Origin of the sequence: Piscinibacter sp. HJYY11, from assembly GCF_016735515.1 — a bacterium.
In the GTDB taxonomy this organism is placed as follows: domain Bacteria; phylum Pseudomonadota; class Gammaproteobacteria; order Burkholderiales; family Burkholderiaceae_C; genus Rhizobacter.
Genome location: NZ_JAERQZ010000001.1, coordinates 116,963 through 142,190, shown reverse-complemented (window position 1 = coordinate 142,190; position 25,228 = coordinate 116,963). Strand labels below are relative to the sequence as shown.

The following is a 25,228-nucleotide window of genomic DNA, read 5'->3' as shown; positions in this document are numbered from 1 at the left end:
CATTCGTCGCGTTCATCACACGGAGTGCTGCTCGGCGATGCGGGTGACCAGCTCGTCGATGAAGACGTGCATGTCGGAGGTCAGCTCCGAGATCTTGCTGGTCAGGTAGTTGTAGCCGAACAGCGCCGGGATGGCGACCGCGAGGCCCGCCACCGTGGCCACCAGCGCCGCGGCAATGCCCGGGGCGATCGAGTTCACGTTGACGTCGCCCGCGGCGGCAATGGCCGCGAAGGTGATCATCACGCCCACCACCGTGCCGAGCAACCCAAGGAAGGGGCCGCCGGCAATGCAGATCGTGAGCAGCACCATCTGCGAGTTGAGGCCCTGCGTCTCGCGCACCAGGCGGGCATCGACGGTGGCGCGGATCGCGTTGATCGACGCATCGGTCAGCACTGCCTCACGGCCGCTCTTCGCATAGGCGATGAAGCGGTGGCGCAGCTCCTCGGCGCCCGAGGCATACAGGCGGTAGAGCGATGATCGGCGGAAGCGCGCGGCGAGCGCCTTGTCTTCGTTCGCCTGGCCCTCGCCGTGCGCGGCGATGCTGTTGAAGAGCTGATCGAACTGCGTCTTGAAGCGCTCGTTGTCGCGCGCCGCAGCGTTGACCATCAGCGCCTTGGCGATCATCACGTAGACGCTGACGATGAACATCACCGCGAGGATGCCGATGACGATCCAGCCGTCGAGCGTCACGGCACCCAGCAGGATCTTGAAGTACGAGGCGCTTTCGGCATCACCACCACCTTCGGCTGCGCCATAGCTCACGAGCTTCTGCTCCTGGCCTTGCGACAGCGCGGCGAGCCGGAGCCAGTCGGACGGGCGTGCCGTGGTCGACACCTGCAGCTCGTCGATCTCACCCTTGAATTCCTTGCCGACCACACCTGCGCCGCCGAGCTGCACCGGTGCACCCGAGGCGCGGGCCGACTCGACACCATTGACGTAGAGCGTCAGGCCCTCCTTCACCACCACCGCCACGTGCTGCCACGCACCAATGGCCGCCGGTGCCGACGAGCTGGCCGCGAGCGCCCCCGACTCGGCCACGAACTTGCCGCCGCGCAACGAAAGCCGCAGGCCACTCGCCAGGTCGCTCTGCGCATAGAGCGAGGCGCTCATCGCTTCGGCAGGCTTCACCCACATCGACACGGTGTAGCCGTTGGCGCCCGGTTTCAGCGAAGGTGTGGCCGGCAGCACCAGCTCCTGCATACCGTCGAAGACGAGACTGCCACCGATCAGGCCGGCGCCTCCGAGCTTGGCCGTCGAACGGGTGGCGTGGTTGGCATTGGCGGTGCTGTCCTGTGGCTGGCCATCACGCTCGCCGAAGTGGTAGACCAGGGCCTGCGACACATCGTAGGTCGCGCGTGGCTCGCCCGCGGCCGGTGCGTTGGCGTTGCCGTAGTAGAGCCACACGTGCTCGTCCTTGTTGCCTGGCGCGAGTCGCGGCACCTGCACCCACACCAAGGCGAGTTCGTTCAGGCCGTCGAACTTCTCGATGTGGAACTTGAGCGGCGTCTTGTCGTCGGCCGCGATGAAGCGCAGGTCGCTGCCGTCTGGCTTCGCATCGACAAACGGAAAGTTGCCGGTATGCAGGCGCACGAGCACCGGGACGTTGTCGGCCTGTTCGGCAGTGCCGGCCCCCTCGGTGCTGGTGTTGAGGCCGATGCGCGCGCGGTGTTTCCAGTCGGCGTTCCAGGCCGCTTGCGCGGTGGTGGCGAGCAGGCAGGCGAGCGCGGTGACAATTGCTGCAACGGTGCTTCTCATGACGTTCTTTTGACCAGGCCGGCCTCACTCCCAGGGACAGCCAAAAAGAATAGAAGGGCTTTATTTCAAGGCCGTGAATTCAGGCGAGCCGATGGTCCGCACACCCGCGCTTGAGCGGTGCCGTTCGATGGCCGACACGAGGCGGCGCGCCGCCGCGGTCATGTCGAAATGCTGCGCGTAGCAGGCCGCAGCCCGCAAGCGCATCGCCTCGCGCTCGTCCTGAGGCGCTCCCATCCACTGACGCAATAGCTGAGCGGTGCCACCAACGGTGTCGTCGGCTGCAAAGCCCGCGCCGGCGGTCACCACTTCGCGCCAGATGTTGACCTTGTCCGACACCAACACCGGCACGCCGAGCGCGAGCGCCTCCACCACGGCCACGCCGAAATTCTCCTGGTGGGAGGGCAGCACGAAGACATCGGCCGCCTTCAACGCCGACCATTTGTCGTGGCCGGTGAGCATTCCCGTCCAGGTGATGCGCCCGCTGACACCAAGCGTGCGTGCACGCGCTTCGAGCCGCGCCCGCAGGCCAGGCTGGCCCTCCGGACCGGCCATCACGAGGTGCAGCGAGGGCATGTCGGCGGCCACCTGCGCAAAGGCGTCGATCAGCAGGTCGGCGCCCTTCTTCTCGTGCAGCCGCGCGAGGAAGAGCATCAAGTGCTTGCCGCGCGTCTCGGGCCAGTTCTGCACGAAGTCGCCGGCATTGCCGAGCTGCGAGGCGTCTTCCATCGTCACGCCGTAGCCCACCACCTCCGGCTTCACGCGATAGAGCCAGAAAGATTCCGCGGCGAGTCGCCTTTCCTCTTCAGCGGTGAAGAACACCGCGGCCGCATCCCGCAGCGTGCGGTAGTCGGCCCACGGCCAGTAGAGCCACTTCTTCAGGTGCTTGAGCGGGTACCGCCGCTTGAACCACGGGTCGAGCATGCCGTGCGGGTACACGAAATACGGCACGGGTCCACCTGCGAGCGCGCGGTGCACGGCGAGGGTGTGGTACTGCCACAGGCCGTGCACCACCACGGCGTCGTAGCGGCTGGCATGTGAGCGCAGCCACGAGATGAGCGATGCGCAATGGCCGTACACGCCGCGCACGGGGCCCAAGGCATGCACCGGTGCCGGGAAGGTGCGCACCCACGCCTCGGTCGGCGCGTCGAGGGTCAGCACCTCCTGCGTGTGGCCCATCTCGCGCGTGGCGATCACCGACTGCCGCAGCCCTTCGGCCATGCCGCCGGCGGCCGGATCGATCGAACGGATGACATTGAGCAAGCGCATGGTGGGCTCACTTCGCGAAGCAGTCGCGCTCCGTCTCCTTGCAGTTCTTGTCGCCGAAGCCCAGCACTTCGACGGTCAGGATGCTGGGCTTGGGAACGCCGGCACCGGTCGCGGCACGCGCGGCCTCGGCGGCGTTCTTCGCGGCTTCCTGCACGGCCTTGGCGCCGCCGTCTCCGGTGCCGCCGGCGCTCGCAATCGAGGCGGCCTGGCTGCCGGTCGCGGCCTGCGGTACGCCCTGCCTGTCTCCCTTGGCGGAGATGTTGTCGCCATTGTCGACCCGCGGTGCCACCACCGTGATGTTGCCGCTGGAGCGGATGCCCGCCTCGCCCGCGTCGATCGTGCCGGCGGGGGCGAAGAGGTACACGTCGCCCGCCTTGGGGGAAGGGAGCGGCCCGAGGCCATCGGGGTCGGAGGTGAGCGTCTGGATGCCGCTGCCGGCGGCGGCGTTGGAGACGACCAGCTTGACGCCAATCGGGTTGCCCGCCGAATCGTTGATCACTTCACGACGCGGGGGCGGCGTGGTCACCGAAGTCCTCGCGCCCCGACCTGCATCGATGCTGCCTTGCGACGAGAAGAGCAGGATGTCGCCGCCTTGCGCGGTGATGACCTTGCCCTGGTTGATGTTGAAGTCGCCGGCCACCACGCTCTGGATGGCGCCGCCCGCGTTGGTCAGCACGCCGATGGCGCGACCCTCGGACGGGGTCTGCAAGCCGACCACCGCCCCTCCATTGGGCGCCCACAGGTCGATGCCGCTGCCCGCATAGGTCTGGATGGAGGTCTGGTATCCGTAGATGCTGCCGGTCGCTCCAGCAGGAGACGCCGGCACCACGTCGGACACCACGTGCGCAAGTGCGTGTGAAAACACCATCGGGGTCACACTCGTCGGCAAGGCACCCTCTCCTCGGCGACGCAGGTAGTCGGTGAAGACGACCCCGAAGCGCTGCTCCAGGCCGACGAACTCGCGATAGGCCTGGCCACCTGGCCGTTCGGCCAGCGCCGCGACGGAACCCGCTTCACGCAACCGGGACAGATCGCCCTCCTGGTTCAGCAGACCATAGAGCCGCGCGACCGAGGCGCCGTCAGCACTGCTGAGCGGCAGCGAGCCCGCACGAAGCGCCTGCTGGTAGGCGGCAAACGCGCGCGGCGCAAGACCGTCGAGCTCCGCAAACCGGGCATACACAGCGTCCTGCCTGGCAAGCTGCGACACGCTGGTGGCGTCAAGGATCTTGCGCACATCGGGCTCCGTCAGCAGTTGCTGGTACAGGTCCATGATGTCGCTCGAGGCCTTGTTCAGTGCCTTGATCTCGGCATAGGCCTGGTCCATCTTGGCCAGGTCGACGTTGCCACTGACACCCGCGACGAGGGTCACGCGGGCACTGCCCGCGGCGGCCAGGTTCGGATTGAACGTGTTGCCCGTCGCCACGACACCCCCCAGGCCGTCATTCGTCCCACCGCCCGGTACCACCGCCGGGCCCAGGTCGATGTTGCGCCCCGCCTGTAGCACCAGGCGGCCAGGACCGCCAATCTGCAGGCCGGTCACGGCACGGATATCGCCACCGACTGCGCGCACCACGCTGACGTCACTGTCGTTCAGGTTCTGCAAGTTGAAGCCGGCGGACACGAGGTCGCGGCCCGCGATCACACGACCGGCGGCGGTCAGCGTGATCGTGTCTTCGGCGTTCGCCAGGACATCGCCTTCCAGCGCCTGCAGTTCGAAGACATACGGCCCCACCGGGTCACGGCTGACGATCCGGCTACCGGTACCCGGTGCACGAAGCTCGCCGCTCGAGATCGCAGTCGCGCGTTGCCTGGCGTAGCCGGTGGTCGCGGTCGGCAACAGCGCCGGATCGAGATCCGACCCATAGAGGGACACGTTCCTCAAGGTTCCTCCGGCGAGGAGTGCAACCCGTGCAGACCGCGAGGGATACGTGGTCAACGCGGCGGTCTGGTCCGGGCCGTTGATGTCGCCATCGAAGGCGGTGAACGACAGGCTCGCCGGGTACGCCCCAACGGTGGCATCGGTGAACGGACTGGCCTGCCCCGCCTTGCGCCAGGTCGCGCCGGTTGCCCCGTAGGCATAGCCGATGTCACCGCCTTTAGAAGTCAGCCCCGCAAAGCTGTTGGCCGAGTAGGTGAAGAACGAATGGAAATTGCCCGCGTTGGCGAAACTCGGGTCGGATGCCGGCGCCTCGCCCGTCACCCGGCCGGTCATCGCCTGCGACGTCGGGTTGAACACCCCCTGCAGCGAGATCGATCCGCCGGCCACCAGGTCGATGGAAGCGAGTTCCGGCACTGCGCCGCTGCTGACGCCCATCAGGTTGAGCTGAATGGGGTTTCTGTCCACGGTCGCCCCTTCATCGCTGGTGACGTGATGGGGCCGGATGTCTCCGCCCGCCTCCAGCCGGCCCGTGCCACGGCCGATGAGGAATGCACCGCTCACGATGTCGCCTGCGACCTTCACATCGAGATGGCCGCCGCCTTGCACGTCCACGCTCAGCGAGCCGCCCTCGAGGCTCGAGCGGCCGCTGGTGGGCAGCATCACGTCGAGGTGGCGCATGTCCCCGCCGGCCGTGATGCTCACATCGCCGCCGCCCAGGGTGCCCACAGCCTGTCGGAAGCGAGCGCGATAGGTCCACCAGTCGGTATTCGGCGCAGGCTCGACGCCGGGAAGGGTGTCCGTCGCTTCGCGCCCCTGGAACGCGAGCTGGGTCATGCGGCGCTTGCGCAGCCAGTCGTTCACCCAGAGGCTGCCTTGCTGGGACGCACCGGTGATGCTGCCGCCCGCCAGGAGGGTGATGGAGCCTCCATCGACGGACCATCGGGAGGTGGCGTCGTCCACACCGGTACGCCCCGCCGTGTAGATGGTCGCGTCGACGTTGTCGATGCGGATGTCGCGCCCCGCGGCCAGGGCGATGCGGCCGGTGCCGGTGCGCAGCTTGGCATTGGCACCGCTCAGCAGCAGCGAGCCGTTGTCGGCGGGCAAGGCGTTCAGCGGCCTCACGGCCAGCGGGTTGGCCGCGGAAAGGTCGGCGCCGCCAGCCAGCCGCAGGCTCCAGGTGTCGCCCGCGATGATGTTGTCGTCAACCGAGCCCACCGACGCACTCACGGTCAGGTTGCCTTCGGCGCGCACGGTCAGCGTGCCTGGCCGACCGTCGGCCAGCCAGCGCTCGTCGCGCAGGTTCCAGTTGCTGCCGAGGGTGATGTCGCCGCTGCTCGTATCGCTGCGGGCACTGCGTAACTCGGTGGCGCCGAGCACGCGGGCATCGCTCACCGCGCCGCTCTCGTCGCGCAGGCCGGCCACCGGCGCCTGCGTGGTGCCGGTGATGAAGTTCTGATGGTCTTGCGCAAAGCGATCGATGTCGCTGCTTGTCACGTCGCCCGCGACGTTGTAGACGCGCGTGGCCTCCAGGTCGACGGAGGCTGCAGTGCTGCCGCCTCTGCGCCGCACCGTCCCCTGCAGCGTGGCACTGCCCACCAGGTTCTGGTCGTCCCGGCTCACGCCGAAGTTCACCGAGCCCGCAGACCCGGACTGGCCGGCGCTAACATCGATCACCGCGTCGCGATCGAAGACCAGTGCCCCACCGCTGGTGGCCACGCGCACCTCGCCGCCGCGAGCCCCGGCTTCGCTGGCGCCGGCGCGCAGTTGGCTGCCGGCGCCGAGGGAGATGCCGCCATGGGCGAAGAGGTTGATCTGTGCACCGCCCTGTGCGGCACCAGTGCCCACCGTGCCGCTCACGTCGATGCGGCCGGTGTCTGCAGAGAGCGTCACGCGGCGCGCGGCCACGTGGTCCCCGGCGGCCACGTCGAGATCGCCGGTGCGCAGGCGGAGTTGCCGCTCCTCGGCGAACCCACCGGCGTTGAGGCGGTCGTTCACCGCGGAGAACGTGGTGGCACCGAGTGCGCCGAGGTCGAGACTCACGCTGCCCGAGCGGGCGCCGGCGGCTGCTCGTCCGGCCAGATCGCCTGTCAGGTTCACCGTGTCGGTCTTGATCGCCAAGCGCCCGGCGCCGCCACCCTGAGCAGCGGCCGAGACGTCCAGGCGCGCGCCCGCCTGCAGGTCAACCTGCGCCGCGTTCAGCGACACGCCGCCGCCATCTGCGGTGACGATGGTCCCGTTGAAGTCCTTGGCCTGGCCGCGCGCGTCGAGCAGCGCGCCCTGGGCGAGCGTGATGGTGCCGCCGGCAGCCCAGACGTCGATCTGGCCGGAGCGTGCCTGCACCGTCGTCGCCACATCGACGTGCCGTCCTTCCAGCGCCAGCCGGCCGCCGAGTTCGGTTTCGTTCGTGGGCACGGCGGCCGTGCCGCTGCCGGCCGACAGCGCGAGCCTCGCGTCCACAGCGCTCACGCGCTGCTGTGCGCCGCCGGCCACCAGCACACGCGGCGCCTGCAATGTGGTCCGAGCCGCCGAGTCCAGGCCTCCCCTGCCTTCAAGGGCGATCGTGTCGCGCGCGGTGAGGGCCACGTCGCCGAAGCCGCCCAGCCCCTTCGCGCCGTCCGCCAGCACGAGGCGATCGGCTGTCGCATTCAGCGTGCCGGCCCCGGTCTGCGCCGGGGCAACGGCCTCGCTGTTGTTGGCCAGGGTCAGCGTCCTGGCGCTCAGCGTGGCCTGCGCAGCTTCCCCCTGCGCGCCCACACGGCCGCGAAGCAATGGTGTGTCGAGCGTCAGGCTCTTGAGGTCGCTCGAGCCGAGCGTGGTGGCGCCCACGAGGTCGATCGCGCCGTAGCCACGCAGCACCAGCTCATCGAGCGCTCGGTAGTTCGCGAGTTGGCCGGTGCTCAGCACAAGGCCGCTCGTCACGGCGCCGGGCGCCACATCGCCGAGCGTCACCTGCCCCGACGAGAGGCTCAGCGCGCCGCCCGCACCGTTGTCGCCGCCAACGCGCAGTGTGCCGCTCGACTCGGTGGACTGGGTTGCGTCGATCAGCATCGACTTGCTCGACGTGAGCGTCGCGCCTTCGGCGATGCGCACGCTGCCGCGGGCGGCACTGGCCTCGCCCCGGTCCAGCCGGGCCTGCTCACCGGAGCTCAGGCGCAGCAGCGCGCCGGACGCATCGGCCGTGATGACGCCGGGCGACTGGGCCGGTGTGCCGGCGGCGTTGAGCACGCTGCCGACGCGCACGTCGATGCTGTCGCCGGCCACGAGCGTGATCTCGCGCAGATTCACTGCGCCGTCGCGGCTGTTGGCGACCACCACCTGGCTGTCGACCGCGCTGGCGGTGATCTTCTGGCCGGCATCGGTGTGGGTGCGCTTGCCGCCGAGCAGCACGTTGCCGTTGAGGCCCGAGAGCTGCTGGCCTTCGAGCTGCAGGTAGCCTTGCCACTCGGTCGCCGAGCTGACCTGGTCGACCACCGCGATGCGGTTGGCGCTGATGTCGATGTCGGCGACACGACCCGCGGTGTTGGCCGGCGAGTTCCCGGCGGCGGTGTTGAAGCTGCCGCGCAGGCGCACGTCGCTTGCGTTGTCGATCAGCAGTCGGCCTGCGTCCCACGGTGACGGTGGCGCTGCCATGCGCTCACGCTCGGCCGCATCAGCGAAAAAGCCGGCGCCGGTGAGGTTGTAGTCGGACGCACGCTGTGCGGCCGCGAGCCCGGGACGGATGACCACGCCGATGGTCTGCGATTCCTGCAGGTCGCTGCCGCTGGCACTGCGGCGGGCGGTGATGACCTTGTCACCGTTGAGCATGCGCAGGTCCTGCTGGGACTGCAGGTTGCGGTAGGCACTGCCGGTCTGCAACTCGACCAGGTAGGCGTTTGGCAACAGTGCATAGCGCGCGGACAGCAGCACATACTCGCCGGCCGGGATGCCGGCGCCTCGCTCGATCACGATGCTGTCGAAGCGCACGCCGTCGCGGCCGTTGGCCAGGCTGAAACCTAGACCCGGGTCGCTCACCGCAAGCGTGTGGCGGTCGTAGGGCATGGCCTGCAGCTGCGAGGCGGGGATGATGGCGTAGGTGTTGGCGGCCGTGGTGATGTCGTTGTCGCCGCCGTTGCCCTTCACGAACTCGACCGCGCGCACGTCGCCGCCGCCGCTCAGGTTCACCGTCGCCCCGGCCTGCACGTCGAGCATGGGGGCGTTGAGGGTCATGGTCTTGCCCTGGTCGGTGACGGAAGTGAGGGTCTGGTTGCCGCTGCCGTCGTCGTAGCGCCACTGGGTGCCGGAGTCAGTGCCGCCATAGAGCACCGTGAGGCCGTTGCCGGAGACCGAGGTCGTGCTGCCGGTGGAGAGCGTCAGCGACCGGCCAGCGTTCATCGCGATCTGTCCGAGTGGCGCCTTCACGGTGCCGCCCTGGTGGATGTCTTGCGCCTGCAGCGTGAGTTGGCCGCCGGCCGAGTACACGTCGCCGGCGGTGCGGCCGTTGCCGCTGATGGTGATGCGGCCATCTGCCACCGGTGTGCCGGTGGCGGTGTCTTTCACCGCGATGCCGAATTCTGTGCGCGTCGCGGGGTAGATCTGCGAGGCCTGGATCTCCACGTTGCCGGCGGTCGTGAGGCTGCCGACCTGGCGGGTGACGGCCTGGCCACCGGCGGTGCCGCTCTCGAAGCTCACCGAGCGGCCCACCAGTTGCACGTCGCCGTCGCTCTCGATGCGCGTGCGCTGAGCGCCGTTGACGGTGAGGTCGCCGTAGACGTTCACCATGCCGCCGCGCACCATCAGCTCGCCGGTCCCGCTGCGGGTGGTGACGGCGGGCGATACGCCGAGCGGCTTGAGGTTGTATTCGTCGACGCCGTCGAGCTCCTCTGCCACGCGCGGGCCCATCGACTGGCCGAGCGACACCGTCGACCCTGTGACAATCACCCGTGCGCCATCGGCCAGCTCGACCTGCGGTGCATCGAGGCGCACGCCGCGCTTGAAGTCCACGTTGACCGACTGCTGGAACTCGATGCGGTTTTCGGACTGCAGGCGCAGCTTGTCGAAGCCGCCGGCGGTGAGCGCGCGCACGTCCACGCGGGCATCCGCAGTGTCGACGTCGGCCGGCTGCACCGGGCCATTGCCGGGCGTGACGACGATGCGCCGCTCGGCAGGCATCTCGGCCTGCCGGTCGGGCCGCGTCAGTTCGAGCGCGAAGCTGCCGCCGGCGGCGGCATTCGAGCCGCCGTGGCCGAGCAGCGTGCCGTCGAGCACCGTGGCGCCTTGCGACTTGACCACCAGCGTGCCGGCATGGCCCTCGATCGTCTGCTTGACGAACGTGGGCGTGCGGCCTGGCTGCGCCAAGTCGACCACCTGGCTGACGCCCCCCACGTCGAGCCGCGCGCCCGCGTCGACCTGCACGCCGGCGCGGCGTGCCTCGAGGGTGATCGTGCCGCCATCGTGCAAGGTGCCTTGAACGAGGCCGCGCTCGTTGGGCGTGGCGACGAAAGTGCCGCGAACAGACACGTCGGCCTGGGCACCGAGGTGCAGCCGGCCGGTGGCCAGCGCGCCCTGGGAGTCGGGGCCGCTCACGGTGAGGCTGATCTTGCCGCCGGCGGCCCCCAGCCGGCCGTCGACCTCGAGTGCGTGGCGGGCGGTGAGCGCGATCTCGCCCTTCGGGTCGGTGGTGACGGACGCCCCCGCGCCGACGCTCAGCTCGCCGGCCGTCGGGCCCGGCGCGTCTCCGCGCGCGTTGAGGCTGACGGTCATGCTGCCGCGCTGCCCGTCGGGGAGCCGCTGCACGCTCGCCACGCTGGCGAGGTCGCCGCCGGTGGCCAGGCGACGCGCCGATGCGGTGTCGAGCACACGGTTGTGCTGCACCGCCTCGATGGTGGTGCCGGCGGTGATGGTGATGCCGCCAGCCGCCTCGATGCCCACCTTGGAGAAGCCGTGGTCGGCGAACAGGCCAGCATCCAGGCGCGTGGTGGCTGCGGGCACCGTGCCGGTGGTGCCCTCGGGCACGATCAAGGCTTCGCCAAGCTTGAGGTTCAGCTCGCCGCCCTTGCCGAGCGAGAAGCCGCGCAGCTCCGCCTGCATCCAGTCGGGGTTGGTCTGGCCCACAGAGCCGTTGGCGATGGTGAGCTTGCCACCGTCGCCCGCTGTGACGCGCTGGCTGGCCGAGAGCGAGGCACCGCCGCTCACGTCGAGCACCGAGCCTCGCTCGAGCGTGGAGTGGTAAATGCTCTTGTCCATCTCCAGCGTGATGCTGCCGCCATTGAGCGTCGACACGGCCGTGCCATTCGCGGCGGCGCGCCCGGTGGGCACAAGCGGCGGCACGCGACCGTCGGAGCTCGAGGCGTTGAGCCATTCACCCGCCGTCGCTAGCGTGGCCCCGCTACGCACGGTGATGTTGTGGCTGGTGTTGTCGGCCACTTCGGCCAAAGGAGCGGCCGCCTCTGCAGCGTGCAACACGAGCTTGCCGCCCGCGAGGCGGATGTTGCCGGCGATGTCGATCGCCTGCGCGCGCAGCGTCAACTCGGCGCCCGGGTCGGAGCGCAGCGAGACGCCCTCACCCATCAAGATGCGGCCATTGGAATTCAGCTCCACCGCACCGAAGCCGGATTCCACGCGCCCGTCGGCCGTCTGCGTGGAAGCGCCGAACACCTGGTCGGCGCCCAGCGTGAAGCCTCGGCGTTGGCCACCGCTCAGTTCGCTGCCCACGTGAAACGCCGCACCCAGGCTGTCGCTGGCATGCTGCGTCAGCGTGATGCTGCCGATGTTCTGTCGTTCATTGATGAGCCTGTGCGAGCTGCTGTAGTCGCCGATGCGCAGCGTCGCCCCGCGAGGCGCATTGCGGGCCTGGCGCGCCCCCACGGTCACGCCGCCCCGGAGCGTGCCGTCGAGGACCACGCCCGACTGCGCGCTGATGGTCACCGCGCCGCCCGACTTCCCTTCGACGTACCCGGGCTGGTAGGTCCGCACCATGCCGAGCGGGTTGCTGTAGCTGACCGTCTGGCCCCAGCGCGGGTCGGTCACCCTGTAGGTGTCGAGCACCTGCGTATAGCGCAGGCCCTGCGGCGCGTTGCCGATGTCGTAGACCTTTCCGTCGGCGCCCAGCAGGCGCGTCGTGCCGACCATGCCGCCGTTGTAGCGGTAGCCGCCACCGGACGCGTCGAGCGTGGCGCCCTCGCGCTGGATCACCGAGCCGCTGGAGCTGATCAGCAGATCACCGCCCACCGCCGCCTTCTCGGCCACGGTGCGCGCCACCAGGCCGCGGTAGCCGCTGAGGTCGAGGATGCCGTTGTCCTGCCGCAGGTCGACCGTCACCTCGGTGCCCCGCAGCACCCCGGTCTTCTGGTCGGGCGAGTTCTTCAGCTCGTTGGACGTGACGGTGAAGGTGACCAGGTTCTTGCTGAAGTCGACATCGGACCAGGTGCCCGCCACGCTGGTCTGGCTGCCCTGAGCGAGGTAGACGCGCGCGCCCTCGGCACCCTGGCTGCTGGACGCATCGAGCTTGATCACACCGCCCGCGGCACGCACGGTGCCGTGGTTCTCGATCGTTCGGCCCTGCACATCGATCACGCCGCGGAATTCGGTAGGGCTGCTCGCCGTGGGCGCATAGCCCTGGCTCTCGGGGGCGGTACTCGTGTCGTTGCGGTCGGGCGTCACTTCAGTGACGCTGCCTGCCTGGAAGCGGACGCTGCCCGACTGGGCCTTGTTCTTCGTGTGGGCCTTCAAGTAGATCGAGCCGTTGGCCTGTAGCGCCGTGTTGGCGGTGATGCGGCCTTCTTGGTTCACCGCCAGGGCGGCCAGCGTCACGTTGCCGCGGTCGGCGCTGACGTCGCCAGCATTGCGGATCAGGCTCGTCACGTTGCCGTCGGCCGGCACCTCCACTTCGACCACGTAGCCGCGCAGCGTGGTGTCGCTCTCGTTCGGGTTGATGGCAAGGTAGGCCTTGCTGCCCGCGGCCAGGACGACCTGGCCATCCGGGGCGCGGATCACACCGCCCTGGTTGTCGATGCTCGGCGCGAAGATCATGATCGAGCCACCTTGCCCAGCCTGCAGCACAGGCGCGGCCCGGCCGTCAGCGGCTCCGGTCAGCACGATGCTGCCGGTGGGCCCACCAGGAAGCGTGTTGCCCTGGTCGTCATAGCGGCCCTCGAAGGCGGGCGTGGCGCCGGCCAGCGCGCCGGACAGGAAACGCTGGTTGCTGATGTTGAGCGTTGAGGCGATCAGCGACTGCGTGTTCACCTGTGCACCGGCGCCAAACAGGATGCCGTTCTGGTTGACGAGGATGATCTGCCCGCCGCGGCTGCCGGCGGTCGCGCCTTCGCTCGTGAGCCGGCCCTGGATGACGCTTGGCCGTGCGTCATAGATGCGGTTCAGCGTGGAAGACTGGCTGCCCATCTGGTGGCGGAACAGCACCTCGGCGCTGCTGCCGATGTCGAAGGAACGCCAGTCGATGACACCGCGCAGCGAGGCCTGGTCGATCGTCAACTGCGCGCGGCCGGGTGCGGGTGTGGAGGGCGTGACCGTGATGCGGTCAGACACCACGCCGCGCAAGACCGGCAGTGTGTTGGGTGCGATCGCCCGCTGCGCGAGAGCCTCGTTCGGCAGCGAGAAGCTCAGCACCCCCAGGCCTGCAAGCACCATCAGGCTGCTGGCACTTTGGTGCCAGGGCTGGCGGCGGTGGACGGCGGTCGGGCGGACACGGAACGAGCGGGTCTTCTTCATGGTCGGGGGGCGTGATGTCAGCCGGCGGATTCTCGAAACCGGCCATGACATTTGCAGCGCCGCGGCATGCCCCGAACGAGCCACTCCCCACTGCCACGGGAGCGTCACACCACCGTCTCGGGCGAAGGCTAGAACCACCGTTGTCCAGACCAAAGCGAACCCCGATGAACGCCCCCCATGCCCCCGACTACCGGCAGGCCCCGCAAGCCCCGCAGTGGCCGCGCCGGACCCCGCCATCACCCCCGTCGCTGCGCCTGCTGGCGATGCTGCAAGAAGGCGTTGCGCTCGACGAACAGGGCCATGTGCAGCAAGCGATGAGCCGCTTCCAACAGGCCACGCAACACCACCCTGACTCCGCCGACGCCTGGGCCGCACTGGGCATGACGCAGTACCACCTCTTCGGCGCGGCTGCCGCAGAGGCCAGCTTCCAGCGTGCACTGCAGATCGACCCGGGGCGCGTGGACGTGATCGAGAAATTCGGTATCGCCCTGCAGGAGCAGCGTCGCTACGAAGATGCCGCGCTCGTCTTCGAGCGTCTGCTGCAGCTGGCACCTGCGTACCCGCTGGCCGCAGGCCGGCTGCTGCATTGCAAGATGCTCATCGCCGACTGGACACGCGCCGAAACGCTCCAGGCCCGCGTGGAGCAAGCCATCGAGAGCGGTCACAACGCCGCCGAGCCATTCGGCCTGCAGGGCTACTGCCGCTCGCCTTCCCTGCTGCGCCGTGCGGCCGCACAGTACTCCGCCACGTATCACCCGCCACGACGCGAGTTGCAGCGTCCGCCGGTGATCGGCTATGGGCCGAAGATCCGGATCGGCTACGTGTCGGGCGAGTTCCGCCAGCAGGCCACGTCGATCTTGCTGACCCAGGTGCTCGAGCTCCATGACCGCTCGCGTTTCGACATCGTCGCCTTCGACAACGGCTGGGACGACGGCAGCCCGTTGCGCCGCCGCATCGAAGCCTGCGTCGATGAACTGGTGCCCATCCGCGGCCTGCCGCACCTCGCCGCCGCGCAGGCCGTGCGCGAGCGCGGCGTTGACGTCCTCGTCAACCTCAACGGCCACTTCGGCCAGGCGCGCTCGCATCTCTTCGCACTGCGGCCGGCACCTCTCCAGGTCAACTACCTCGGCTTTCCCGGCACCATCGGCGCGCCCTACATCGACTACCTGATCGCCGACCACACGGTGATCCCGGAGGCCCAGCGGATGCACTACGTCGAGAAGATCGCCTACCTGCCCGACTGCTACCAGCCGAATGACAGCACCCGGCAGATCGCGGCCACACCCGCGCGCCGCAGCGACATCGGCCTGCCCGAGGATGCCTTCGTCTTCTGCTGCCTCAACAACGTCTACAAGATCGTGCCGGCGGTGTTCGACGTGTGGATGCGCGTGCTGCGCCAGGTGCCGCGCAGCGTGCTCATGCTCTACAGCGACACGCCTGCGACGCAAGACAACCTTCGGCGCGAGGCCCAGGCGCGGGGCGTGGCCGCGGGGCGACTGCACTTTGCCGGCAACCTGCCGCATGACCAGCATTTGGCCCGCCTCCGCCTGGCCGATCTCTTCCTCGACACCTGGCCCTACAACGCCCACACGACCGGCAGCGATGCCCTGTGGGCCGGCCTGCCGGTGCTCACCTGCGCGGGCGAGACCTTCCCGAGCCGGGTGGGTGCGAGCCTGCTGCAGACCGTGGGGTTGCCCGAGCTGGTGACGCACACGCCCGTCGCGTATGAGGCACTGGCGGTCACACTGGCCACGCAGTCGAAGCAACTGATCGCCCTGCGAGAGAAGCTCGCGGCGCAGCTGTCGCACTCCCTGCTCTACGACACACGCCGCTATACGCGGAACCTCGAAGGCCTGTATCACGCGATGGTCGACCGCGCCCGCGCCGGCCTGCCCCCTGCCCTGCTGCGGTAGCCTTGCGCCCTGGCGCCGAGTGGTGCAGCACAGGGCTTTCCGCATGAACGAACTTGAACTCAAGTTCCGGCTCGACGAACGCGCCGCGCAGCAATGGCAGCGGATGTTCGACGCGCAAGGGGCACGCCGCCTGCGGCTGCGTGCACGCTATTTCGACACCGATGACGGCAGCCTCGGCCGGGCGGGGATCGCGCTGCGGCTGCGCCTGGAGGGCGACCACTGGGTGCAGACGCTCAAGGCCCGCGGCGACAGTGCGGTGCACCGCCTCGAGCATGAAGTGGCCGTGCCGGCCGCGCCCGACGAGACGCCCGCCCTCGACATCGCTCACCACACGGGCACGCCTGCGCACGAGCAGCTGCTGAAGGCCATGGGCGGCACCGGCCAGGCTGCACTGGAGGAGCGTTTCGCCACCGACGTGTGGCGCTCGATCGTCGTGATCGAGGACCCGGCAGGCTCGCGTGTCGAGGCCGCGCTCGACCTCGGCCATGTCCACGCGGGCGACCGGCGAGCGCCAGTGGCAGAACTCGAACTCGAACACCTTGACGGCCCGGTGGCGTCGCTGTTCAAGCGCGCCGAAGAGGCGCTGTCGGTGGGCGGCCTGTGGTTGAGCACCATCTCCAAGGCCGAGCAGGGCGAGCGCCTGCGTCAAGGCAGCCCGACCCCGGCGACCAAGGCGCGGGCCGTTGCCTCGATGCCCAATGCCACCGGCGCCCAGGTGCTGCGCATGGTGCTCGCCAACACGCTGGCGCAGGTGCTGCCCAATCTCAGCATCGCCGCCGAAGGCCAGGCAGACGACGAGCACATTCATCAGGCCCGTGTGGGCCTGCGCCGTTTGCGCACCGCCCTGCGAGAGTTCGCCAAGACGGGGCCTCGAATCGACCCAGTCTGGGAATCTGCACTGGCGAAGACCTTCCGCACGTTGGGAGAGCAGCGCGACCATGAAGCCGTGTCGGCCGCCGTGCGGCCTTTGCTCGAGGCGGCCGGTGCGCCCAAGACGGTGTGGGACGCACCTACCGCCGTCGACACCACGGCCGCCGCACGCGCGCCCGCCCTCCAGCAGACGCTGCTGCACCTGCTCTCGCTCCTGCACGACAGCGACGAGTCGCTCAGCCCGCTGTCGCACGAGGCCGTGCTTGAACTCTTCGCCAAGCGACTGCAGCGCCTGCACCGCCGTGTCGAACGCGCCGGGCGCGTGTTCGAGACGCTGTCGACCACCGAGCAGCATGCGGTGCGCAAACGGCTCAAGCGCCTGCGCTACCTCAGTGAGTTTGCGCAACTGCTGTGGGCTGCAGACGAGGTGGATGCCTATGTCGACACGCTCAAGCCGATGCAGGAAGCGCTCGGCCACCACGCCGATTGCACCGTCGCGGCCGAACACTTTCAACGTGATGCCAAGACCGACCCGTCTGCGCAATTCGCTGCCGGCTATCTGCGCGGCCACCTGGAGACGACCGCACGCGTGGCTCACAAGGCGCTGCGACGAATGCGCAAGCTCCAGCGCTTCTGGCGCGACAGGCCCCCGCCGCTCAAAACAAAAGAGTCAGCGCTCTTGCGAGAGCGCTGACTCGGGCTTCACGAGGAAGGAACCGCCCCGCGAGAGGCGGTCTGAGGCAAGCGGATCAGAAGGCTGCGAGCTTGCCCGGCTGGCAGTTGTTCAGGTCCGTGCCGCCCACGAGACGTGACCAGGGGTTGCGGCCCGAAGTGCCGGTGAAGTCGGGCGCGGGGATGGAGGCTTCGAGCGCATCGAGGGCCATCAGTCCCGACGGACCGAACGTCTGGTTGCCGGCGTTGATGACCGAGATCACGGCCGGGTCGGCGAAGTCGTTCTTCAGCACCGTCAGGAACGCGCTGTAGCCAGCGGCTGAAGCCGTCGGCAGCGTGGTGCCGATGCGAGTGTTCAGCGACGCGTCGGTGTATTGCGTGTAGCGGCCGCTGGCCACGTTGGCGTGAGTCGGAGCGGCGCCGTTGATCTTGACGAAGCGCAGCGAACCACCGGCGGTCTGCTTGAACTCGGTCGAGATGGTGCCAATGGCACCACGGCCACCGGCCTGGTGGGCGTTCAGACAGGCAAGCACCTGGCCGCTGCCCGAGCCGTTCACCACGAGGTTGCTGCCGTTGCACAGGCTGTTGGCGGCGGTGTTGTCGAGCGCGGCGGGGCCGGAAACGAAGGGTTCCACGTCGGACTGGCACTGGCGAGCGCCGCCGGTTCCGTTCGTCGTGCGGGCGACAACGGCTTCGAACGACTTCTGCGTTCCCGAGCTGTCAGCACGGCGGGCCACGTAGACCATGTCGTCACCCACGGTGGCGCCGGTGAGACCGGACCAGGTCTGGCCTTCCTGCGTGTACAGCGAGGTGACTTGACCTTGCGTCAGCGAAGGCATGTTGGCTTCGTCGATCGCGCCGACGGTCAGGCCTTGCACGCCTTGCAAGGCTTCATAGATGTTGCGCGTGACGGGCACACCAAAGATCACCGTCGCCAGACCTTCGGCGCGAAGGTTGTTGTAGGTCGAAGGGCCGCCGAAGAATTGAGGCTCCACGTCCGACACGCCGATATAGCTCACGGCGTTGGTGGTCAGGGCGCTGGAAGCGCCGGCGCAAGCGATGTCCTGGAAAGTCGGCAGCGGACCGGTGCCGTCGACGTCGGCGGTCGACGAGGTGCCGGCGCAAGACGTGGCGAGGCGGGTCAGGTCGAGGAAGGGCAGCGGGGTGGCCGCGTTGACGGGGCCCACGCCAGCGCCGGAGCCGCCAACCGAATACTTGTAGAAGGCGACCTTCGTGGCGCCGGCACGTGGGGTGATGCGCGATGTGTTGGCAGTGCAGAAGTAGACGAAGTTGTTGCTGATCGAGTAGCGAGTCATCGAGCCGGCCGTGCAGTAGCGCAGGGCCGAAGCGAGCAGGCCCGGGTCCTGGGCGGTGGCGCCCGAGACACGGATGTTCATCGTGTCGCCGGTGAATTCGCCGGTGTTCGTGTAGGCGGTGGCCAGCAGGGCGTGCGCCGGGGCCGACAGAAGGGCGCAGGCGGCAGCGACGCCGAGGGAGATCTTGGTGAGCTTCATGGTGTTTCCTGGTAAATGCGTGGACGACCGGAATCTGGACGAGCTGCTCCCGTCTGCCATGACACTGTCATGGCAGGTGAGAGAAGCAAAAGGAAATTGCGAGGCCTTGGACGAATCAGGCCCCGAGTCTCATCAGGCCAATGCTGCAGCCTTGCGACGGCGCGCCATGGCGCCCAGGCCGAACAGGCCGCTGCCGAGCAGCCACACGGCGGCCGGCACCGGCACGGCGGAGACGGCCGGCGCAAGCGCGTAAACCACATCGCCGTCGGATTCGAGCGTGATGGAAGCGAAGCCCGCCGAGTTGCCGTACTGGGTGCGTTCGGCCTGAACCGTGGTGCTACCGGTGTAGGTCGTGCGGGCGAAGTAGAACAGGCTGGCAGCTTGGTCCAGGCTGGCCAGACCGTCGGCACCCAGGCCGAAGTTCGACGTGAAGTTGCTCGGAGCACCCGTGCCCGTCATCGACAGGGTGGCCGAGCCGAAGAAGGCCGACAGGCCGCCTGCAGCGCCGGAAGCGGTGTAGCCGTCGATGTTGCCGTTGGTGGCGGTCTCAGCCGGGTTGATGGACGACACCAGGGCGCGGCGCACGCTCTGAGCGCCGGAGTTGGCCGTAGAGTCCGAACCTGTCACCAGCCAACGGATGTCGGCGGCGTTCTGTCCGCCCACCCAGCTGGAGAAAGAGGCGTCGGAGAAATTGGCGGTGTTGCTGCTGTTCAGCAGCAGACCGGCTTCAGGCGTGCGGGTGCCGGTGACGGCGCCGTCGCCCGGGCGGGTCGTGATGCTGCTGGGCAGGAAGTCGTTCAGCAGGAAGCCTAGGTCGCGGATGTAGTAGTCGCCGGTCGACACGTTGACGGCGAGCAGCGCGACGCTGCCGTTGCCGGTGCTGGCATCGACGAGCGCCGCGTTGGCGCCGGCGGCCGACACCATCGCCACGGCGGCGGCGATCATCTTGAGCTTGAGTTTCATAAAAGGATCTCTCCTGGGTTTGAAAGTGGATAACGCAACTGAGCCCGCGCCGCACCGCGAGCCCGCCCTGAGGGACAGCGGAACGCTCGACAACCACGACATTGGCCGCATCGGCGTGCCTCCCTGAGGCGGGAACCTTCCGACAGCGGGCACTCTAGGAGTGCGCTGTGTCGTCGACGTGTGTCATGCACCCGAGAGAGTGGCTACTTCAGCCTAGTCCTGCGCAGACATCGCCGGATGTCTCGGCGCCGCCTGGCTCGTTCGGACTACCCGGCCTGGCCCGCAAGCGACCAGGCCTTCATCAGCGCGGCCTCGATGTCACGGGTGAAGCCCTTCTCGTGGAAGAGCGGGCCCGATGCGAGGTGCCGACGTGCACCGTCACGCCACTGCGCGAGGGACTCTGCGTCGTTCGCAAGACGCACAGCGGTGGCGACATAGGCCTGGTCGCTGTCTGCCACCCATTCGCCTCGGCCGATGGCGCCGAGGATGGAGGCCCCCATGCGCGAGGTGTGCGTGCGACCGCGCCGCGACACCACCGGCACCCCCATCCACAAGGCTTCGCAAGTGGTGGTGGCGCCGTTGTAGGGATAGGGGTCGAGCGCCACGTCGACCTCGTTATAGAGCTCGAGGTGGCTGGCCTTGCCGGCGATCCAGGCGCGCAGGTCGAGCCGGTCGGCCGAGATGCGACGCTGAGCCATGAAGGATTCAATGTTGCGCCGGTTGCCGGCCTGCGCCATCGACGACGACTTCAGCAGCAGGCGCGAGCCCGGCACTGCGTTCATCACCGCCGCCCAAAGTTCGAGCGTGTGGTCGGTGACCTTGGCGATGTTGTTGAAGGAGCCGAAGGTCACATGGCCCCGACGGAGATACGGCGGTGGTGCGATCTCGGGCGCCTCGTCGGGCCGGTAGCAGAACATCGTGCGGGGCAGGCACAGCGGCTTTTCGGATTCAAGCGGTGGCATGTCGCCCGGGTCGATCACCGCGTCGGTGATGCGGAAGTCGATTGCCGGCACGCCGCTGATGGTGGGATAGCCCAGGTAGCTCACCTGCACCGGCGCTGCTCCCAGCGCGAACATGAAGACGCGGGAGTTGGTCGTATGCCCTGCCAGATCGACCAGGATGTGGATGCCGTCGGCGACGACGCGGCGGCGCAATTGATCGTCGGTGAGCCCTTCGCACTCCACCCAGCGGTGGCCGTAGGACTTGAAGCGCTCGGTGACCGCATCGCCCCAGGCCAGGTTGTGGTAGCAGGTGACGTCGAATCGCGAGCGGTCGTGGTGCTCCAGCAAGGGGCCGATGAAATACGACACCGAGTGCCGCACGAAGTCACCCGACACATACCCCACGCGCAAGCGCTCGCCAGGTGCCAGCGGCGCCCACGCGGGCCGGGGCTCCGCACGCTTGAGCGTGCGGCCGAAGGCGGTATGTGCCTCGAAGACCGGTTGCGGGTCTTCATGCCAGTAGGTCGTGCCGAGCAGCAGCGTGGGGTACAGCTCGGCCCGTCCGCCGGAAAGAGCGACCGCCCGCTGGCAGTGCACCAGCGCCTCTTCCACGCGCCGGCATTGCAGCAGCGTGCTGCCAAGCTGGACCAATGCATAGGGGTCGGGGTCAAGCGTCGCAGCCTGGCCTGCCCACGAAAGCGCTTCGTCCACACGCCCTTCCCGTGTGAGCAGGCCGGCGAGCGCGCGCATCACCGCCGCGTCGGGCCGGTTGTGCTGCAGCCACTTCTCGAAGGCCTGGATCGCCAGCTTGGCGTCACCGAGTGCGCGCAAGCAGAAGGCGAGGTTGAGGCAGGCCTCGACGTTCGACGGATCGTGCGTGAGCGACTGGTTCAGCGCCTGCGCCGCCTCCACACGCCGGCGCGCCCGCAGCAACAGCGCGCCCTGGTTGCGCAACAGAACCGGGTTGTGGGGGTCCAGCTGCACCGCACGCGCCTGCGCCTCGATGATCTCGTCGCCGGGCGGATCATCCGCCCCGTTTTCGGCGCTCAGCGCTGTCTGCAGCGCCAGCGCGGCGGCCTTGTTGGCGTGGGCGGCCGCGCAGCTTGCATCGAGCTCGAGCGCCCGGTCGTAAAGCGCGACAGCGCCGCCAAGATCGCCGCGCAGCTTGCGCACGATACCCAGGCTCACGAGCGCATCCACATACCGGGGCTGAAGGCGCAACGCCTCGCGGTAAGCTGCCTCAGCCTCGTCGACCTGCGCTAACGCCTTGTACGCGCGGCCGAGCACGAAGTGGAAGCGCGCTTCCTCGGGCGCTGCCGCGACGGCCTGGCGCGCGTGAGCGAGGCCCTCGTCCAGCCGCTTCGTCATCTGCGCAGCGATGCTGAGCAGATGGTTCACCTCGCCACGCAGCGCACTCACACGCAGCAAGGGCCGCAGCAGGGCCTCGCCTTCCGCATGGCGCCCGGTGGCGAGCAGTTGCTGAGCCTGCGCCAGGACGGGAATTGCCGCGACGATGTTCATGGCGCCGCTCAGAACTCGAGGCTGCCGCTCACGTGGCCACGCACCTCACCCTGCTCGGTGCTGCCGGCGGCACGCATGGCGCGCGCCACATCCAGCGACAGGCTGCCATGCTGGCCGATGCGCAGCCGTAGGCCTGCACCCATGCCGATGAGCCCCTCGCGACGGTCCTGCTCAGGCAACACCGCTTTTGTCCAAACACCCGCACCGTCGAGGAAGCCGTGCACGCGCAGGTCCCGCAGCCAAGGGTCCTTCTGCAGTGGCGACAGGTCGGGCGAGCGCAGCTCGAATGAAAGACGCAAGCCCTGGTCACCGACCGAACCGCCCTGGAGGTAGCCGCGCACGCTGTCCACACCGCCCGCGGTGAACTGCTCGTCGCTGATCAAGGGCTGGTTTGCCACCTGGCCCTCCATGCGAGCCGACAACTCGAAGCCGCGCCGCAGTTTCTGCGTGCGGCTGAAGTCGAACTTCAGGGACGCGAAATTGCTCTGGGCTTGGTAGCGCTTGTTGGCAAACTGCGAGTTGTTGTCGATGAGCCCGCGCAAGCCAAGCACCAGGGTGACACCGCCTTGCGTGACAGCGCGCTTGCCCACCTCTGTGACCGAGTAGCCGGTGCTCAGCGGGAGGTAGCGCACCGGGGTGCAGTTCTGGATGTCAGAGCAATCGACGGTGTCGTCGGTCTTGCCGTTCATGTCCTTGTAGTCAGCGCCGAGCGTGAAGGCGGTCTGGCGCTTGTCGGTCCCGCCGAAGTACATGCGACGCAGGCCCCAGGTCTCGCCCGATCCGGTGGCCTGCGAACCCGTGAGCGCGACGCGGGTGCTGCTGCGCGACACGGTCAACGACATGAGCCACGCCCCTTCCCCCTCAGGCACCTTGTAGGACCCCGAAACGATGCGTACTTCGTCGGTGTCTTGCGGCGACGTCTGCACCATCAGGCTCGCGCTGTGCTCGCGCTGCCAGAGGTTGTCGTAGCGCAGTGTGCCGACGAGCCGCATCGGCGTGGTGTTGGGTGCGTGCTTGTTGTTGAGTTCAACACCGCCGTGGAAGGCCGACTGGTCCTCGACTTGCAGGTCGACCTCGCTGGTGCCGGGCACCTTGCCGGGCCGCAGCAGCGGCGACACGCGGCGGCCGGCCACACGGTTGAGGCTGCCGAGTTCTTCGGTCAGCCGGTTGTAGTTGACCACCTGGCCTTCTGCCACCGACGGCACCTGCTCGAGGATGCGGCCTTGCGAGTAGTACTTTGCGCCCACCACCCGCAGTCGCGACACACGCGCCTCGATCACCTGCAGCGTCACCACGCCCCCAGCCACGCGCTGCTCGGGCGTGTCGACGAGCACCGAGCCGAAGCCGGCCTGCTGGTAGGTCTGCTCCAGTGCGGCGCGCGCGGCTTCCACGTCGTTGACGGTGCGCTTCTCGCCCAGGAATGGCGCCACCGCGCGCTCGATCTTCTCGCGCGGCAGCACGGTGTTGCCGAGCACACGGTATTCAAGGATGTCGAAACGCGCCACCTCCACTTCGGCCTGCGGGGTGGTCTGCGCGAACACAGGTGAACCGATCGCGGACGCGATGGCCAGCTGCAACCCACCTCGGGCGAGCAGCGCGAGCACTGAAGGCATGAACTGTTCTTCTGATGAAAGCCGGACACACGGGGCAAGCCCTCCCCGGCCCGTGCGCACTGCCGGGCGACGCGCATTCTTCCGGCGCAAGATGACAAATCGACGAGGACGAACTCAGCTGTGCTCGCCTCGTGGCGTCACGCCGCTGGCAGCAGGCGCCGGCCCCAGCAGCGGCACTGCGCTCGGGGCGATGAAGCGCCACTCGCGGTAGGTCCTGCCGCCAGTGATCCCGGGCGAATCGGGCGGCCCGCCGATCGCGGTGCGTGACGACAGGCTGTGCACGCCGACAATGCCGCCATCGGCCAGACGGACCAGGCCCCACTCGGGTTTGTCTGTCATCGGATCGACATACGGCTGCCGCAGGAAGCGGCGCACACCTGGCACACGCGGGTCGCGCAGGAGGTGGGCCACCTCGCGCGGATACGGTGCCTCGGCGCCATGGGCCTGCTGACGGTAGCGCTCGATGGCGAGCTGATACTGGCGGCCGGCGAAGGCCAGCTGCCGCTCGTGCTCGCGCTGCTGCGCTGTCGCCCACACGGCACTGGCCATGCCCGCCGTCAGCGCGAGCAGGCTCACGAGGAAGAGGACGCCGAGGTAGGTGAAGCCAGCGTTGCCTCCGGCGCGTCTTCTCGTGCGTCTCACGCCGGCATCGGCACCGTGTCGGCCCGGGCGCCAGGCGCACCGCGCATGCGCGTGCCCACCAGGCCGATGACCGCCATCACGAAGAGCCACACCACCCCCGGCAAGGGCACCGGCGACACCTGGTTCTTCTCGATCTCCCACACCGTCTTCGCACTGGTGTTCACGAGGTCGAAGGTCTTCGCCTTCTGCTGCGCCTGCACGGTGGCCACGAGGTTCCACAGCGCCACGTCGGACGCGCCACGCAACACCTCGTACACCCGCCGGTGCGGCCCATCGGCCAGCGCGAAGACAGAGCGCGCGCCTTCAAGATCGACGCGGGCGGCTTCGATCGACAGCGCCACCGTGGCGCTCGCGAGCTCATCGCTCACGTTGGGCACGCCAGCCGGCGTCATGCCGGACCCCAGCACGATGGCCGCCTGGCTGCTCGCCGGTGCTGCCAGCGCGAGCACGGTGAGCACGGCCGCAGCCGCCTTCTGAACACGTTTGTAGCTCATGACTTTCCTTGACTTCTCGGTTGCAGAACCCCGCCGTCAGGCCGCAGGCTCGTGTTTCGCTGCGACGCCAGTGGTGGCGGGCAGCGGCGTGGTGCCGGAATCGACGTAGTCCTCAAGCAGCGCCTCCATGCGCTTGCGGCGGAAGCCGGCGGCGCCCACGCGCTGCAGCAGCGCCTCTTCCAGCAAGGCGATCGCCTCCTGGTTCACCGAACGTCGGTTGTCGAAAGCCTCACGGGTGATGAGTTCCTTGACCACGTGCGGCATCTTCTTGATGAACAAGTCCACATCCACGGCGTTGACCTCCTCGTCTTGTTGGCTGATCGGCACCACCGCGGCACCCTCTTCCTACCGCGGTGGTGATGTCGTGACGATAGGCTGGTGCCGTGACGGCACCACGAAGGCACCACTTCGCGACCAGACCGATCGGGCTAGTCCAGGGCGGTGCCCCGGGCAGGGCGGTCGGTGAATGCGACGCAGCAAAC

Annotated in this window: 12 protein-coding genes; 2 read left to right on the top strand and 10 right to left on the bottom strand. The window is 68.6% G+C overall.

Annotated features, from left to right (window positions below; all coding sequences use genetic code 11):
• Window positions 1-15 precede the first annotated feature (15 nt).
• Genes JI745_RS00635 through JI745_RS00625 form a run of 3 tightly spaced genes read right to left on the bottom strand, consistent with a single transcriptional unit; the run spans window position 16 to window position 13,603 of the window.
• Window positions 16-1,755: a DUF2341 domain-containing protein gene (locus tag JI745_RS00635; RefSeq protein ID WP_201802975.1), complete on the bottom strand. Its 1,740-nt coding sequence runs from the start codon at window positions 1,753-1,755 to the stop codon at window positions 16-18.
• A gap of 60 nt (window positions 1,756-1,815) precedes the next feature.
• A complete protein-coding gene (locus JI745_RS00630) occupies window positions 1,816-3,021 on the bottom strand; it encodes a glycosyltransferase (protein ID WP_201802973.1) in 1,206 nt (401 codons plus the stop codon).
• 7 nt (window positions 3,022-3,028) lie between these two features.
• Window positions 3,029-13,603 (bottom strand): filamentous haemagglutinin family protein, encoded by a 10,575-nt coding sequence (locus JI745_RS00625; RefSeq protein WP_201802971.1) that lies wholly within the window; start codon window positions 13,601-13,603, stop codon window positions 3,029-3,031.
• A gap of 164 nt (window positions 13,604-13,767) precedes the next feature.
• Here JI745_RS00625 and JI745_RS00620 point away from each other — a divergent pair, with 164 nt between their 5' ends.
• Window positions 13,768-15,516 carry a tetratricopeptide repeat protein gene (locus JI745_RS00620; protein WP_201802970.1) on the top strand — a complete coding sequence of 583 codons (1,749 nt, stop codon included), beginning with the start codon at window positions 13,768-13,770 and terminating at the stop codon, window positions 15,514-15,516.
• Between the two features lie 43 nt (window positions 15,517-15,559).
• Window positions 15,560-17,080 carry a CHAD domain-containing protein gene (locus JI745_RS00615; protein ID WP_201802968.1) on the top strand — a complete coding sequence of 507 codons (1,521 nt, stop codon included), beginning with the start codon at window positions 15,560-15,562 and terminating at the stop codon, window positions 17,078-17,080.
• Between the two features lie 55 nt (window positions 17,081-17,135).
• On the opposite strand, the gene JI745_RS00610 is transcribed toward JI745_RS00615, so the two are convergent.
• From JI745_RS00610 to JI745_RS00580, 7 genes are all read right to left on the bottom strand, one after another.
• Window positions 17,136-18,572 carry a hypothetical protein gene (locus JI745_RS00610; protein ID WP_201802966.1) on the bottom strand — a complete coding sequence of 479 codons (1,437 nt, stop codon included), beginning with the start codon at window positions 18,570-18,572 and terminating at the stop codon, window positions 17,136-17,138.
• 132 nt (window positions 18,573-18,704) lie between these two features.
• Entirely contained in the window at window positions 18,705-19,535 is an 831-nt protein-coding gene (locus JI745_RS00605; RefSeq protein WP_201802964.1) for a VPLPA-CTERM sorting domain-containing protein, read from the bottom strand.
• 266 nt (window positions 19,536-19,801) lie between these two features.
• Entirely contained in the window at window positions 19,802-21,997 is a 2,196-nt protein-coding gene (locus tag JI745_RS00600; RefSeq protein ID WP_201802963.1) for a tetratricopeptide repeat protein, read from the bottom strand.
• An 8-nt stretch (window positions 21,998-22,005) separates the two neighbouring features.
• On the bottom strand, window positions 22,006-23,610 hold the full coding sequence (locus JI745_RS00595) for a ShlB/FhaC/HecB family hemolysin secretion/activation protein (RefSeq protein WP_201802961.1): 1,605 nt from the start codon (window positions 23,608-23,610) through the stop codon (window positions 22,006-22,008).
• 114 nt (window positions 23,611-23,724) lie between these two features.
• A complete protein-coding gene (locus tag JI745_RS00590; protein ID WP_201802960.1) occupies window positions 23,725-24,252 on the bottom strand; it encodes a type II secretion system protein in 528 nt (175 codons plus the stop codon).
• Entirely contained in the window at window positions 24,249-24,746 is a 498-nt protein-coding gene (locus JI745_RS00585) for a hypothetical protein (protein WP_201802958.1), read from the bottom strand. Before JI745_RS00585 ends, JI745_RS00590 begins: the two co-directional genes overlap by 4 nt.
• 36 nt (window positions 24,747-24,782) lie before the next feature.
• Window positions 24,783-25,076, bottom strand: coding sequence for an Arc family DNA-binding protein (locus JI745_RS00580; protein WP_201802956.1), 294 nt, complete (start codon window positions 25,074-25,076; stop codon window positions 24,783-24,785).
• Window positions 25,077-25,228 lie beyond the last annotated feature (152 nt).